The sequence below is a fragment of the Geothermobacter ehrlichii genome, assembly GCF_008124615.1.
GTDB classification, from domain to species: domain Bacteria; phylum Desulfobacterota; class Desulfuromonadia; order Desulfuromonadales; family Geothermobacteraceae; genus Geothermobacter; species Geothermobacter ehrlichii.
In genome coordinates this window covers 118,696-131,829 of sequence record NZ_VNIB01000005.1, presented here as the reverse complement: position 1 = coordinate 131,829, position 13,134 = coordinate 118,696, and the positions used below count along the sequence as shown (strand labels likewise).

At 65.9% G+C, this 13,134-nt stretch carries 12 protein-coding genes; 5 read left to right on the top strand and 7 right to left on the bottom strand.

Features of this window, described 5'->3' with window-relative positions:
* The first annotated feature begins 3 nt into the window (after positions 1-3).
* Positions 4-1,062 carry a cytochrome c biogenesis protein ResB gene (locus tag EDC39_RS07150; RefSeq protein WP_148895693.1) on the top strand — a complete coding sequence of 353 codons (1,059 nt, stop codon included), beginning with the start codon at positions 4-6 and terminating at the stop codon, positions 1,060-1,062.
* On the opposite strand, the gene EDC39_RS15935 is transcribed toward EDC39_RS07150, so the two are convergent.
* Positions 956-1,351 carry a hypothetical protein gene (locus EDC39_RS15935; protein ID WP_407925433.1) on the bottom strand — a complete coding sequence of 132 codons (396 nt, stop codon included), beginning with the start codon at positions 1,349-1,351 and terminating at the stop codon, positions 956-958. The genes EDC39_RS07150 and EDC39_RS15935 overlap by 107 nt on opposite strands.
* Between EDC39_RS15935 and EDC39_RS07140 the strand changes: the two genes are divergently transcribed.
* The 3 genes from EDC39_RS07140 (at position 1,262) to EDC39_RS07130 (ending at position 4,845) form a co-directional block, all read left to right on the top strand.
* Entirely contained in the window at positions 1,262-2,110 is an 849-nt protein-coding gene (locus tag EDC39_RS07140) for a substrate-binding domain-containing protein (RefSeq protein WP_148895692.1), read from the top strand. The two genes, EDC39_RS15935 and EDC39_RS07140, sit on opposite strands and share 90 nt — an antisense overlap.
* A 200-nt stretch (positions 2,111-2,310) precedes the next feature.
* A complete protein-coding gene (locus EDC39_RS07135) occupies positions 2,311-4,320 on the top strand; it encodes a DUF4388 domain-containing protein (protein WP_187426690.1) in 2,010 nt (669 codons plus the stop codon).
* A 150-nt stretch (positions 4,321-4,470) separates the two neighbouring features.
* On the top strand, positions 4,471-4,845 hold the full coding sequence (locus tag EDC39_RS07130; protein WP_148895690.1) for a response regulator: 375 nt from the start codon (positions 4,471-4,473) through the stop codon (positions 4,843-4,845).
* Positions 4,846-4,876: 31 nt separating this feature from the next.
* On the opposite strand, the gene dxs is transcribed toward EDC39_RS07130, so the two are convergent.
* From dxs to xseA, 4 genes are all read right to left on the bottom strand, one after another.
* Positions 4,877-6,769: a 1-deoxy-D-xylulose-5-phosphate synthase gene (gene dxs / locus EDC39_RS07125; RefSeq protein WP_148895689.1), complete on the bottom strand. Its 1,893-nt coding sequence runs from the start codon at positions 6,767-6,769 to the stop codon at positions 4,877-4,879.
* Between the two features lie 10 nt (positions 6,770-6,779).
* Positions 6,780-7,670 (bottom strand): polyprenyl synthetase family protein, encoded by an 891-nt coding sequence (locus tag EDC39_RS07120; RefSeq protein WP_148895688.1) that lies wholly within the window; start codon positions 7,668-7,670, stop codon positions 6,780-6,782.
* A gap of 2 nt (positions 7,671-7,672) precedes the next feature.
* Positions 7,673-7,903: an exodeoxyribonuclease VII small subunit gene (xseB, locus tag EDC39_RS07115; protein WP_148895687.1), complete on the bottom strand. Its 231-nt coding sequence runs from the start codon at positions 7,901-7,903 to the stop codon at positions 7,673-7,675.
* Positions 7,904-7,979: 76 nt separating this feature from the next.
* On the bottom strand, positions 7,980-9,188 hold the full coding sequence (xseA, locus tag EDC39_RS07110; protein ID WP_148895686.1) for an exodeoxyribonuclease VII large subunit: 1,209 nt from the start codon (positions 9,186-9,188) through the stop codon (positions 7,980-7,982).
* A 97-nt stretch (positions 9,189-9,285) separates the two neighbouring features.
* Here xseA and EDC39_RS07105 point away from each other — a divergent pair, with 97 nt between their 5' ends.
* A complete protein-coding gene (locus EDC39_RS07105) occupies positions 9,286-10,653 on the top strand; it encodes a ParA family protein (protein WP_148895685.1) in 1,368 nt (455 codons plus the stop codon).
* On the opposite strand, the gene EDC39_RS07100 is transcribed toward EDC39_RS07105, so the two are convergent.
* Together EDC39_RS07100 and EDC39_RS07095 are read right to left on the bottom strand one after the other, a co-directional pair.
* Complete coding sequence (locus EDC39_RS07100) at positions 10,631-11,812, bottom strand: divergent polysaccharide deacetylase family protein (protein WP_148895684.1); 1,182 nt, start codon at positions 11,810-11,812, stop codon at positions 10,631-10,633. The two genes, EDC39_RS07105 and EDC39_RS07100, sit on opposite strands and share 23 nt — an antisense overlap.
* Positions 11,813-11,820: 8 nt before the next feature.
* Positions 11,821-13,122, bottom strand: coding sequence for a S41 family peptidase (locus EDC39_RS07095; protein ID WP_148895683.1), 1,302 nt, complete (start codon positions 13,120-13,122; stop codon positions 11,821-11,823).
* Positions 13,123-13,134: the final 12 nt, after the last annotated feature.

Sequence of the window (13,134 nt, the reverse complement as noted above, 5' to 3'; positions counted from 1 at the left end):
CCCATGCAGACGGCTGGACAAAGACTCTGGAACCTCTGCTGTTCGCTGAAGCTGGCCATCGTGCTGGCCAGCCTGGCCACCCTGCTGGCCATCTTCGGTTCGCTGGTCATCTACGCCCATCCCACCGTCTTCGGCGATCTCGACCAGCACACCCTGGCGACCTGGTGGCGGCAGACCGGCAGCCGGCAGCTGGAGCAGACCTGGTGGATGCCGTTGCTCGGACTGCTCGCTCTGCTGCTGGCGGTGAACACTTTCTGCTGCCTGCTCGAATGGCTGCGCCACCTCCGTCATCGCTGGCGAAAGCTGGGGGAATACCTGATCCATGCCGGCTTCGTCCTGGTCAGCCTCGGCTTCCTCGTCGGCCATCTCTACGGCTTCCGCATCGACCGGGCGCAGGTTTTCGAGGGGGAGCTTTTTCCCATCTCCCCCTGGCCCGGCCACTATCTGCGGCTGGAACGCTTCGAACCGCGCTTCGGCGAGCAGGGACAGCCGCTCGACATGTACAACGATCTCAGTCTGCTGCGCGGAGAGGAACGGCTGGTCCGGCAGGTGGCGCGCATCAACCATCCGCTGCAATACGCGGGGCTGGTGGTCGTCCCCCTCTCCTTCGGCCGTCAGGCGCAAGGCTTCAGGGTCTTCCAGCCAGGCAAGGGGAATCTGCTGCTCAGAAGGGGATCACGTCTCGAAACCGGGACCGGGGCGGTGCTGCACGTGGAGGCCTTTCTGCCCGACGCCGTCAAGGGAGCCGACGGCCGCGTCCGGCAACGAAGCGGGCGACTGGAGGACCCGGCCATGCTGCTGCGACTCGAGCGGCCGGACGGTGAAATCTGGCGCGGCTGGTACTGGCTGCGCTCCCCCCTGCCCTACCCGCTGGTCAGCGCCGGCATCCGCTTCTGGCCGGTGGAGCCGATCTTCGCCAGCTACAGCCTGCTGACCATCAATTACGACCCCGGCATCAATCTCGCCCTGACCGGCGCCGTGCTGCTGCTGGCCGGAACGGCCCTGACCCTCGTCTCCTACTACCGCAAGCGCCGCATCGGCGACCATCCGCTTCTCGACTGACGGCCGCTGCACGCCGAAGAAGGAAAGCAGGCCTCAGTGGCCTTCGCCGCCGGCCACCGCGTGCCTGCAGGGACGCGCATCGCCAGCCCCCGGCGGCTCGTCGGAAACCGCCCTCTCCCGCGGCACGCCACCGTGAACAGCATCGATGCAGCGCGAGGTCACATAGACTGACCAAACTCCAGAGTGCCGGTTCGACGCGGTGAAAGACCAGGGCCGTCGCCAGGATGATGCCCAGGTCGATGGCGAAGATCACCTCGCCGGCGCGAAAGGGGCTGCGGCTGAAAACAATGCGGGCAATGATGGTCGAGCCGCCGGCCGAGGCCTGCCCGCCATCGAGGAGCTGCTCGAACAGGCCGAAAGGCTGCAGCGCAAGGCTGCCGGCCTGCGCCGGGGCAGCGGCGAACCGCTGCATATCGGCCTCAACACCGATCCCGGTTTTCTGCAGGTCGGTGCCATCAACCGACGGCTGCGCCACCTCAACGCCGAGTTCAACGTTATCTTCATCAGCAGCGAAACAAGCCACGCGCCCCGACTGCTGCGCCAGGGGCAGCTCGATCTCGCCTTCGTCTATGGGCGACCATCCGATCCCGACCTCTGCTGCGAGCCGCTGGCCGAGGTTCATTTCTGCATCGTCATTCCGCCGCCACTGCTGCAGACCCGACAGGAGCCGGACTGGGAAGAAGTCGCCAGCCTGCCCTGGATCTGGGCGGAGCACAGTTCCCTGCCCTACACCGCCGTGCTGCACGAATTCACGCGCCGCCGCCTGAAGCCGAACCGGGCGGTCAGGGCCGTCGACGAATTCATCGTCCGGCAACTGGTGATCGAAGGCCAGGGGGTGGCGGTGATGCGCGAGGACGAAGCGCTGCCGCTGGCGGATGACGGCACCGTCAGCATCTGGAGCAAGGGCTGGTTGCGCCTGCCCCTGAGCCTGATCTGGCTGGCACGCAATGAAAAGAACCAGCTGTTGCGCCTGGCGCGGGAAGCTATCTGCGAGCTCTGGTCGGCCAGGCCGTCGACCGCCGAATCACGCCCCGGCGGTTTCGGCTGAAACCGCTCCGCCTTTCTTCCCAACACATCTAGGCACCTTCCCGCTTTTTCTGGTATGATTTTTCACGTTTGTGACCGGCCGCCATCACGTAGCTTCATGTCAGCCGGTCCCGTGAAGGGCAGAACTTCACCCTGCCGATACAATGTATGAAGCAGAGGAGGGACTGGACCTTGAACCCCTGGTGCACGAGGGATCATCGAATGAGCAGAATTTTCGGCGGCATCGTTGCCATCGTTGTCATCCTGCTCTTTCCCACCCCACCCGCCCGGGCCGAACTCACCTTCGGCGCCGTGCCCGACGCCGCCGGCCTGATTCAGACCCGGTCCCAGGCCAAACAGCTGGCCGGATGGCTGCAGCGGCAGCTCGGCCAGCAGGTGCAGTTGCGCATCTTCAGCAGCGAGACCCTGCTCCACAAGTGGATGAACCGCTACCGTGAGGTCGACCTGGCCCTGCTGCCGCGCGATTACGTCGACAGGCAGAGTCCGGTCGAATTCAGCCGCCTGGTCACTTACGAACCCGCCCCTTCCTCGAAAAGGCAGGGCGCCGTGCTGGTCGGCCGCCGGGGACTGAAACCACAGCTGCTGCAGCAGCTGCGCGACCTGCTGCTGGTGATGGACACCGACCCGGAAGGCGCACGCCTGCTGGCCGCCATGGGCGTCGGCGACTATTCCGCCCCCGGCGTGCGGGTGACGCTGACGCCCCCCCGCCCGGCACCGGCCAGGACCGCCGCGTCAGCTTCCCGCCGGCCGGCCAAAAACGAAAACCGCTTCGCCCGGGTACAGATGCCGGACAAGCCAGCGGTGACCAGCCGGAAGGTCGTCGACAAATCGCCGATCTCCGACAAAACGGCCGCTCAGACTGAATCCGGGAAAAAAACACGACGACAACCGGCCGCCTCCACCGGGACAGCAGACGAAACCACCTCGCCACAGACGACCACCGACACCAACAGCAAAGTCGCTGCCCACCCTGCCCGGGCGACGGCCAACGGTCTGGCCGGCCCAAAACCCCGGTCACCGCGAACCGAACCGATCGACAACCGAACCGCCGGCGATCGCAGTGAAGACACCCGGCAGGCGCCACCGCAAACAGCTGCCGCCGGGCAGGCGCCACCGCAAACAGCTGCCGCCGGGCAGACGCCAGCAACGAACAGAACCTACCTGTGGCTCATTCTCCTGGTTCTCGGCAGCGGCGGCCTGATCAAGTTTCTGCTCATCTACCAGCGACGCCCGCGAAAGCGGCCGGCCATGCCGGCGCCGCAGATGCTGATCCAGCACGACTGGACCCAGTTGCATCCGGCAACCGAAACGGCCGCTCCAGTGCCTGACCAGCCATCGGCGGAAGCAGCCCGTCGATCCGGTGAAGCCGGCAAGGCGGCATCTGACTCGATCGCGCCGGACAGGGATGCGGCCGGATACCCGGCACTCGAAACAACGCCGGACGAACGCCTGCGCAGCCTGCTCCGCCCCCCGGTCAGAGTACCGGCTCTGCTCAGCCGTATCGACAAGGAACGTCTGACAGGCACACTGAAGGTCACGGCGCCACACAACGAAAAGGTACTGACCTTCAGCCGCGGCCAACTGACGTCGGCCACCTCGCAGAACATCACCAACCACGCCCAGACCGGCTTTTTGATGAACAAGCTCGGCTACCTGCTCGTCCGCCAGGGGAAGATCACCGAGGAGCAGCGCGACCGGGCGCTGGTACTGTGCGAAGGCAATCCGAACCTGCGGCTGGGCGAGGCACTGGTGGAAATGGGCGCCCTGAAGCGGAGTGAACTGCTCAGTTCCCTGCAGGATCAGGCCAAGATGATCCTGCATTCCCTCATCGTCTTTCCCGAAGGGGAATTTACCTTCATCCCCGGCGATCCGCAGGTCGACCCGAAAAACAACCTGCGGCTGGACATCGGTGATTTTCTGGCAGAGGCTGCCGCCAACGAAAACGAGTGGCAGAACATCCGGGAGATGCTGCCCTCCCTGGACACGGTGCTCGAATTCACGCCCGGCGGGCAGGACAAGGTCAACAGTGGCCGGCTGACCGTGCACCAGAAATTCGTTCTGTCATTGATCGACGGCAAGAGATGTATCCGCGACATCTGCGTCGCGGCCACAATGCTCGACTACGAGCTCTACCGCTTCCTCTACCTGATGGTCAAGGCCAACATCCTGCGCCGGGTCGCGGAACGTGACCGGCAAACGGCCAGCGCCTGAACCGTCCTGAACGGATGCCGGCGCGAAACGGCATCAGCGGTGACCGACGGAAGAAAAAAGACCGATCGGTACTCCGGCTAAAGGAAAAGGGCGTTTCTGACGAAAAGTAGAAAGGACCGAACCGGCGGCTGCCGGACAGGGAGGCGGATCATGAGCGCGACCGTTCTGATCATCGAAGACGAACCGGCCGTTCTGCAACTCGAAAAGCGGATTCTGGAAAGGATGGGATGCCGGGTACTGGCCGCGTCAAGTGCCGAACTCGGCCTCGAGGTGGCCCGCAAGGGGCAGCTCGACCTGATTCTGCTCGATGTCATGCTGGAAGGCGCCAGCGGCTTCGACCTCGCCCGCCAGCTGCGGCAGGAGGAGCAGACCCGCAAGATCCCCATCGTCTTCGTCACCGCCAAGGACGAACCGCAGGACATGATCGAGGGGTTCGCCACCGGCGGCCTGGTCTACCTGACCAAACCCTTCAGCGAGAAGAATCTGGAAACCGCCATCCGCAGCGTCCTGCCGCCGCAGGAATGACTCCCCCCCTTTTGTCGCCGGCGATGCAGGATCAGCTGCCGGCGGAGCGGGCACGACCGGCGGCGAAGGCGCGGCGGATTCGTTCGGCGATGCCGGCGGCGTCGATGCCATAGCGGGCCCGAAGCTCGGCCTGCTCTCCCTGTTCAACAAAGCGGTCGGGAAGGCCGAGCCGGATGACCGGCACGCTCACCGCGGCATCGGCGTAGAACTCGCACAGGGCGCTGCCGAAACCGCCCTGCAGCACGTTCTCTTCGACGGTGACCACCAGGCCGCTTTCGGCCGCGGCCAGAAGCAGCTTCTCGTCGAGGGGCTTGATGAACCGCGGGTCGACCACGCCGGCCGAAATCCCTTCCTTCTCGAGCATCTCCGCCGCCAGCAGAGCGTCGGCGACCGTAGATCCGATGGCGACGATGCTGACATCGTCACCTCGACGCAGCACCTCCCCGCGCCCGATCTCGACCGGTTCCGGATCGCCGTCCACCGCCAGTCCCCGGGCCTTGCCCCGGGGATAGCGAAAGGCGAAGGGCCCCTCATGCCGGCGGGCCGTTTCCATGGCCCGCCGCAACTCGACCTCGTCGCGCGGCACCATGAAGATCAGGTTGGGGATGCAGCGCAGAAAGGAGAGATCAAAGGTGCCATGGTGGGTCGGGCCGTCGGCGCCGACCAGTCCGCCACGGTCCATGGCGAAGATGACCGGCAGGTTCTGCAGGCAGACGTCGTGCAGCACCTGGTCGTAGGCGCGCTGCAGAAAGGTCGAGTAGATGGCCACCACCGGCTTCAGGCCGAAACAGGCCAGGCCGGCGGCAAAGGTCACTGCATGCTGCTCGGCGATCCCGACATCGTAGAAACGGTCGGGAAAGCGCTGGGCGAAGGATTTCAGCCCGGTCCCTTCCGACATGGCGGCGGTGATGGCCACCAGCCGCTCGTCCTTCTCCGCCATCTGCACCAGGGTGCGGCCGAAGACGCCGGTGTAGGTCTCCGCCCCGCCCTTGCCTCCGACCACCTCGCCGGTTTCGGGGTCGAAGGGACCGACCCCGTGGTAGCGCGAGGGCTCGTCCTCGGCCGGCCTGAACCCCTGTCCCTTGCGGGTGACCACATGCACCAGCACCGGACCGTCCAGCCGAACCACGTTCTGCATCGTCTCGAGCAGCTCGTCGAGATTGTGACCGTTGATGGGACCGAAGTAGTCGAAGCCGAAAGCCTCGAACAACATTCCCGGCGTGAAGAACCCCTTCAGCGAATGCTCGGCCCGGCTGGTCAGCTGCAGCAGCTCCTTGCCGATGCCCGGCATGGCGCCGATCAGATGCTTGGCCTCCTTCTTCATGCGGATGAAGAAATCGGAGGTCATCTTGCGGCTGAGAAAGGACGAAAGGGCGCCGACGTTGGGCGAGATCGACATCTCGTTGTCGTTGAGCACCACCACCAGATTCTTCTTCAAGTGCCCGGCCTGGTTGAGTCCTTCGTAGGCCAGTCCGGCGGTCATCGAGCCGTCGCCGATCACGGCGACGATCTTCTCGTCTCCGCCGCGCCGGTCGCGGGCCGCCGCCATGCCGAGAGCCGCCGAGATGGAGGTGCTGGAATGGCCGACATCGAAACAGTCGTGCGGACTTTCGGAACGCTTCGGAAAGCCGCTCAGGCCGTCCAGCTGCCGCAGGGTGGGAAAACGGTCCCGCCGGCCGGTCAGCAGCTTGTGGGCGTAGGCCTGGTGACCGACGTCCCAGACGATCTTGTCGCGTGGGCTGTCCAGCACCCGGTGCAGGGCGATGGTCAGCTCCACCACGCCGAGGGAGCTGGCCAGGTGGCCGCCGGTCCGGGAGACGGTCTGGACGATCTCCCGGCGCAACTCCTCCGCCAGTTGTTTGAGTTCGCTGCGGTCCAGCTCCTTCAGGTCGGCCGGCGAGCCGATGCGATCGAGAACACTCATCTTCTCTCCCCTAGAAACTGCGATCGACAATGTAATGGGCAATCAGGCGCAACGGCTCGGCCTCCTCTCCGAAAGCCGCCAGCGCCTCTAGCGCGACATCCCGCATCTCCCGGGCGCGCTGGCGGGCCTCGTCCAGGCCGAACAACGCCGGGTAGGTCGCCTTCCCCCTCTCCTGGTCGCTGCCGACATCCTTGCCCAGCACCTCCTGATCGCCGACGATGTCGAGAATGTCGTCGGCGATCTGGAATGCCAGGCCGGCGGCCCGGCCATAGCGGGCCAGGCGGTCGAACGCTCCGTCATCGGCGGAGCCGATCAGGGCGCCGGCCTGGATGGCGGCCAGGATCAGGGCGCCGGTCTTGCGGGTATGAATGAACTCGAGGGTAGGAAAATCGATCTTCTTCCCTTCCGATTCCATGTCGACCACCTGCCCCGCCACCATGCCGCGCGAACCGGCGCCGCGAGCCAGAAGATGGATCAGGCGCAGCCGGGCATCGGCAGTCAGCCCGGTCAGGACATCCGGACGGGAGAGCAGGTCGAAGGCCTCGGTCAGCAGGGCGTCGCCGGCCAGAATGGCGTGCGCCTCTCCAAAGACCTTGTGGTTGGTCGGCCGGCCGCGGCGGAAGTCGTCGTCGTCCATGGCCGGCAAATCGTCGTGAATCAGCGAATAGGTGTGGATCATCTCCATGGCGCAGGCGGCCGGCAGCACCGCCTCGCGCTCGCCGCCGACGGCCTGGCAGGCGGCCATCATCAGGACTGGCCGGATTCGCTTGCCCCCGGCGAAAACCGAGTAGCGCATGGCCCGATGCAGGCTGGACGGCAGCATCTCCTCATGGGGGAGGTAGTGGTCGAGAGCGGCGTCGACCAGGGCGACGCACTCCTTCAAGTAGGCCTTCAGCTCCATCTTCAGTCCTCCCCGTCGGCGAAGGGTTCGATGCGCAGGTTCCCCTCGTCGTCGTGCAACAGCTGCTCGATCCGCGCCTCGGCCTGCTGCAGCCGCTTCTGGCAGGCGGCGGCCCGGGCGATGCCTTCCTCGAAACAGCGCAACGACTCTTCCAGCGGCAGATCGCCCGATTCGAGCCTTTCCACCAGGGCTTCCAGTTCTTTCAGCGCCTGTTCAAAACTGATATCCGTCATGACAACCTCGGGTGAAGACTTGATTATCCGGTCGTACCAACGCCGAGTCAAGGCCCTTGCCCCGGCGGCAGCCACCTCACGATGAGGTCTTTTCGACCACGGCCCGCAGCTCGCCCCGGTGCAGGCGGACACGCAGCTTCTCGCCGGCGGCCACCTCCCCGGCCCGGCGCACGATCTTGCCGTCGCGTTCACGAAAAACGATGCTGTAGCCTCGCCCGAGGGTCTGCAGCGGCGAGAGCAGATCGAGCCGGGCCGACAGCAGGGCCAGCCGCTCGCGCCGCCGGGTGTCGGTCAACCCCCAGGCCGCCAGCAGCCGGCGGCGAAGCTCGTCCAGCCGCTGGTTCTGCAGTCGAAGCCGCTCCTTCGGCGGCAGCAGGCGCCGCCTCAGGCCCTCGACCCTGGCCTGCAGCAGGCGAAGGCGGTCGCGCAACGGTCGCTGCAGCCGCATCAGCAGATGGTCGATATGGCTTTCCAGCTCCAGCCGGTTCTTCACTACCAGCTCGGCGGCCGCGCTGGGCGTCGGCGCCCGCAGGTCGGCGACGAAATCGGCGATGGTCCAGTCCGTCTCGTGACCGACCGCCGACACGACGGGCGTGGGGGAAGCGGCGATGGCCCGCGCCACCACCTCCTCGTTGAAGGCCCAGAGATCTTCCATGCTACCGCCGCCCCGGCCGACGATGATGATGTCGACATCCTCCACCCGGTTCAGGTCGGCGATGCCTCTGGCGATCTCGGCGGCTGCCTCCTCCCCCTGCACCCGCACCGGACACAGCAGGACATCGATACCGCCGCTGCGTCGCCGCAGCACGTTGAGCATGTCGCGGATCGCCGCCCCGGTCGGCGAGGTGACGATGCCGATCCGCCGCGGAAAGGCCGGAAGCGGCCTTTTGCGCGCCTCGGCGAACAGGCCTTCGGCTTCGAGCTTTCTCTTGAGCTGCTCGAAGGCCAGCTGCAGTCCACCCAGCCCCTGCGGCTCCATGCCATCGAGCACCAGTTGCAGCTCGCCGCGCTGCCGGTAGACGGCAACCCGGCCGCGGCAGACGACCTGCAGGCCGTTTTCCGGCACAAACCGCAGCCGCCGCGCCTGGGAGCGGAACATCACCGCCCGGATCTGCGCCTCGGCATCCTTCAGCGTCAGGTAGAGATGCCCCGAGGCGGGAGCGGAAAAATTGGAGATTTCGCCTTCGACCAGCACCTGGACGAAATTGTCCTCGACCAGCTCCTGCAGCAGCAGCACCAACCGCGAGACGCTTAGCGGCCGGGAAAAATCGTCTGCATTCCTCATGTCGTTTGACTTCCCCGTGCAAATCACCTAAAAAAGGGCACACCTTCGAACCGACGCAAGTCAACGCCGTCTTTCGGCATCTTCGCGGAGCAACCCCATGCAGCCCTACGTGGTCACCATCGCCAGTGAAAAGGGAGGAGTCGGCAAGACCACTCTCGCCACCAACCTGGCCATCTATCTCAAGGCCCTGCGCGAGGATCTCGCCGTCACCCTGTTCAGCTTCGACAACCACTTTTCAGTCGACCAGATGTTCCGCATCGGCAGCGAAAAGCCGCGGGGAACGGTCTTTGATCTGCTTCTCGGCCGTCCCCTGCCGGAGCTGGTCGCCACCGGCGAATTCGGCGTTCAGTACATCCCTTCGAGCCTGCGGCTGCCCGAGTTGCGACCCAGGCTGCGCGATCCGTCCCTGCTCGCTTCCCTGCTCGGCCGCAGCGGACTCGGCGGCATCCTGATCATCGACACCCGTCCCGACCTGGACGAGTTCACCGCCAACGCCCTGTTTGCCGCCGACCGGGTGATCGTGCCGGTCAAGGACACACCCTCGCTGGAGAACACCCGCCGGCTCTACCGCTTCTTCGAACATCACGACCTGCCGAAGCAGGCGCTGCGCATCCTTCCCTGCCTGGTCGATTCCCGCATCCGCTACCAGGACGGCCCCTTCGAAAATCCCTACCAGCTGCTCAAGGCCTACGCCCTGAACCGCGGCTACCGCTGCATGGAAGGCTTCATCGCCAAGAGCCCGAAGGTCGAATCCCTCAACACCAATCCCGAGGGCAAGGTCTACCCGGTGCTGACCCACGGACGGGGGACCGAGGTACACCTGCAGCTGGCGCACCTGGCGCGGCAGGTGATCCTCGACGCCGACGCCTGTGAAGACCGGAGACTCGACAGCTGGCTGCGCCAGGAGCAGGACGAAATCCGCCGGCGCCAGCTGGAACACCGGCAACGCCTGGAACGGGTCGCCTTCCGCTGCCTGGCCTGCGGCAAGGCCCTGCCGACGGCGGGACTCGAGGCCTTCTACCTTGAAAACAGTGACGGCCGTCTTGCCGGATTCGTCGAGTCGCCCTGCCTGACCGACCTGGTCTTCAGCTCGGTCTACCGCAACCGCCAGGGCGATGCCGACAGCGGCCTGCGCGACATGTTTCTCGAATCGGCGCTGCGCAGCTATTTCGTCCTCTCCGGTCCAGAACCGGACCGGCTTGTCTTCCACCGTTTCGACGAAGACGGCCGGATCCTGTCGAGCAAGACCCTGACCACCGGCGGCGGCTTCTTCGGCCGCTCCCGCCCCCCCCTGACCCAGTTCTGGGAGCGCCTGCGCGACCGGCTGGGCGACGACGACTTTCTGCTCCTGCGCCGGGGCGTTCCCGGCCAGGCGGAGGACCTGCTGGCCAACCGCCCCTACCGCGACTTCTGCCGCACCCGGCAGCTGGTCAGCATGCAGCTCAGTTCACGGGCGCACGACTGACCACGCGCCGCTGACGCAACAGCTTCGACGCCGGCACCACCTGCACGCCGCTGTTCTCGATGAACGCCTTCTCCCGGGCCAGGGCGCGGATGGTTTCCGGATAGGGGTGGCAGATGCCAATGGCCTCCCCCTTTCGGCGCGCCTTGGCGATCAGCTGCCGGATCTGCCGGGCGATGGCGCCGACATCCTGCTCGTTGTCGAGGAACATGTCGCGCGAGGCGGTCGGCACCCCCATCTTTTCGGCCATGGCGGCGGCGATCGAGGCACCGCTGGTCCGGCTGTCGATGAAGAAGAGCCCCTCCCGGCGCATCAGGCCGAGCACCACCTCCATCCCCCGCCGGTCGGCGGTGAAGCGCGATCCCATGTGATTGTTGCCGCCGACGGCGTAAGGAACGATCTCAAGGTACTTGAGAAAGCGGCGCCTGATCTCCGCATCGGACAGAGAAACCATGAGGGCGTCCCGTCCCGGATCGGCGGCCGGATAGCCGAGAGGCTCCATCGGCAGGTGCAGCATGACTTCGCGACCGTAACGGTGAACGAGGGTTGCCGTCTCCGCCGCCTTCGGCGTGTTGGGAAGGACCGAAAAGGTCACCGGCAAACCGACGGCCAGCAACTCGCGGGCCGCCTGCAGGCTCCTGCCCATATCGTCGATGATGATCGCCACCCGCGGGCTGTCATCGGCGGCGGAAGCCGGCGGCGGCACGAAGTGCAGCCGAAACCGCGACTCGCCGTCGAGGGCGATCTCCAGCCGGCTCTGCGGCCGCGACACCTGCAGCCGCAGCTGAGGCGAAAGGCGGCGCAGCCGCTGCGCGAGCTGTCGCAGAATCCGCTCCTCCGGCAGCCGGCCGCGGGCCCGCATGACGGTCACTCCATTTTCCCGGACAACCTCGAGATCGCCCAGAGCGATGCCGCTGCGCAAAAGGGCGCTTTCCAGTTCGACCCGGGCGTCGGCCAGCAGCAGGTCGGCCGACGGCGATTCGGCAGGCGGCCGGTAACTCTGCCGCAGGTGCGACAGCAGGACCAGGCTGCCGACCAGAAAACCGCAGAGAAAGAGGATGGCCAGCGCCAGCCGCAGCCCCAGGGCGGGACGGGAGGACGCCGGCCGGCTCGTCCCCCTGCGGCCGGTTTTGCGCCGCTGTCTTTTCTTTCTGTCCTGCATCGCCCGTCTCAGGCCGCCGGCCGGGACAGCGAACGGAAGACCTGCATCCCGCGTAGCAGGTCGAGGGCCCGCATCAGTTGGTAATCGGCCCGGTCCTCGTCACTCAGCCGCGATGACGCCGGACGGGACGGCCCCTCTTCCGGCGCATCGAAATGGTTTTCCAGGTCGGCCTCCCGCAGGTGTTCGCCGCCGATCTCCTCCGTCGTCTTCAGGGAATGGACCTCGATGTCGGGACGGATGCCCCGGGCCTGAATCGAGGTGCCGTTGGGCGTGAAGTAGCGTGCCGTGGTCAGCCGCAGACCCGAACCGTCCTCGAGCGGAATGATGGTCTGCACCGAGCCCTTGCCGAAGCTGCGGGTTCCGAGAATCAGCGCCCGGCGGTGATCGCGCAGGGCACCGGCGACGATCTCCGAGGCGCTGGCGCTGCCGCTGTTGATCAGGACCACCAGCGGGCAGTCGGGCTCGGTGCCGTCGGCCTCGGCGGAAAAGGACATCTGGCTCTCCTCGTCACGCCCCTCGGTATAGACGATGAGCCCCTCTTTCAGGAAGGCGTCGGCCACCTTCACCGCCTGCTCGAGCAGACCGCCTGGATTGTTGCGCAGATCGAGGACCAGGCCGTCGAGCTCGCCTCCCGTCTCGGCCACCAGATCGTCCAGGGCCCGGCGCAGATCGTCGGCGGTGCGCTCCTGGAACTGGGCAATGCGGACATAGCCGATGCCATCGTCGAGCAGCCGCGCCTTGACCGAATGAATCTTGATGATTTCCCTGACCAGGGAGACCTCGAGCAGACGCTCCTCGCCTTCGCGGGCGATGGCCAGGCTGATTTCCGTGCCGGCGGGGCCACGCATCAGCCGCACCGCCTCCATGAGGTTCATGTTCTTGGTCGACTTCTCCTCGATCCTGACGATCTGGTCGCCGGGCTGCAGTCCGGCCCGGGACGCCGGCGTATCTTCGAGCGGGGTGACGATGGTCAGCACACCGTCCTCCATGGTGATCTCGATGCCGAGACCGCCGAACTCGCCGGTAGTGTCGATCTGCATCTCCTCGAACATCTCCGGCGGCATGTAGCCGGAGTGGGGATCAAGAGTCGCCAGCATGCCTTCGATGGCGCCATGAACCAGCTGTGACAGGTCGACCTGCTCGACGTAGCTTTTGCGAACGATGGTCAACACGTCGGTAAAGAGCCTCAACTCCTCGTAAGCCGACTTTTCATCGCCGGCGGCCTTGTCCGGGGCCGCGGCCTGCGCCATGCCGGCTGCGGCGACCAGCAGAATCCCTGTCAGTATCAGGTGCCTGAACACTCCACGCATTTTCTCGCTCCA

Bases quoted from the DNA above. Each gene is read 5' to 3' on its own strand.
- EDC39_RS07150 (WP_148895693.1), top strand. From the start codon at position 4: ATGCAGACGGCTGGACAAAGACTCTGGAACCTCTGCTGTTCGCTGAAG.
- EDC39_RS07135 (WP_187426690.1), top strand. From the start codon at position 2,311: ATGAGCAGAATTTTCGGCGGCATCGTTGCCATCGTTGTCATCCTGCTC.
- EDC39_RS07130 (WP_148895690.1), top strand. From the start codon at position 4,471: ATGAGCGCGACCGTTCTGATCATCGAAGACGAACCGGCCGTTCTGCAA.
- dxs (WP_148895689.1), bottom strand. From the start codon at position 6,769: ATGAGTGTTCTCGATCGCATCGGCTCGCCGGCCGACCTGAAGGAGCTG.
- EDC39_RS07120 (WP_148895688.1), bottom strand. From the start codon at position 7,670: ATGGAGCTGAAGGCCTACTTGAAGGAGTGCGTCGCCCTGGTCGACGCC.
- xseB (WP_148895687.1), bottom strand. From the start codon at position 7,903: ATGACGGATATCAGTTTTGAACAGGCGCTGAAAGAACTGGAAGCCCTG.
- xseA (WP_148895686.1), bottom strand. From the start codon at position 9,188: ATGAGGAATGCAGACGATTTTTCCCGGCCGCTAAGCGTCTCGCGGTTG.
- EDC39_RS07105 (WP_148895685.1), top strand. From the start codon at position 9,286: ATGCAGCCCTACGTGGTCACCATCGCCAGTGAAAAGGGAGGAGTCGGC.
- EDC39_RS07100 (WP_148895684.1), bottom strand. From the start codon at position 11,812: ATGCAGGACAGAAAGAAAAGACAGCGGCGCAAAACCGGCCGCAGGGGG.
- EDC39_RS07095 (WP_148895683.1), bottom strand. From the start codon at position 13,122: ATGCGTGGAGTGTTCAGGCACCTGATACTGACAGGGATTCTGCTGGTC.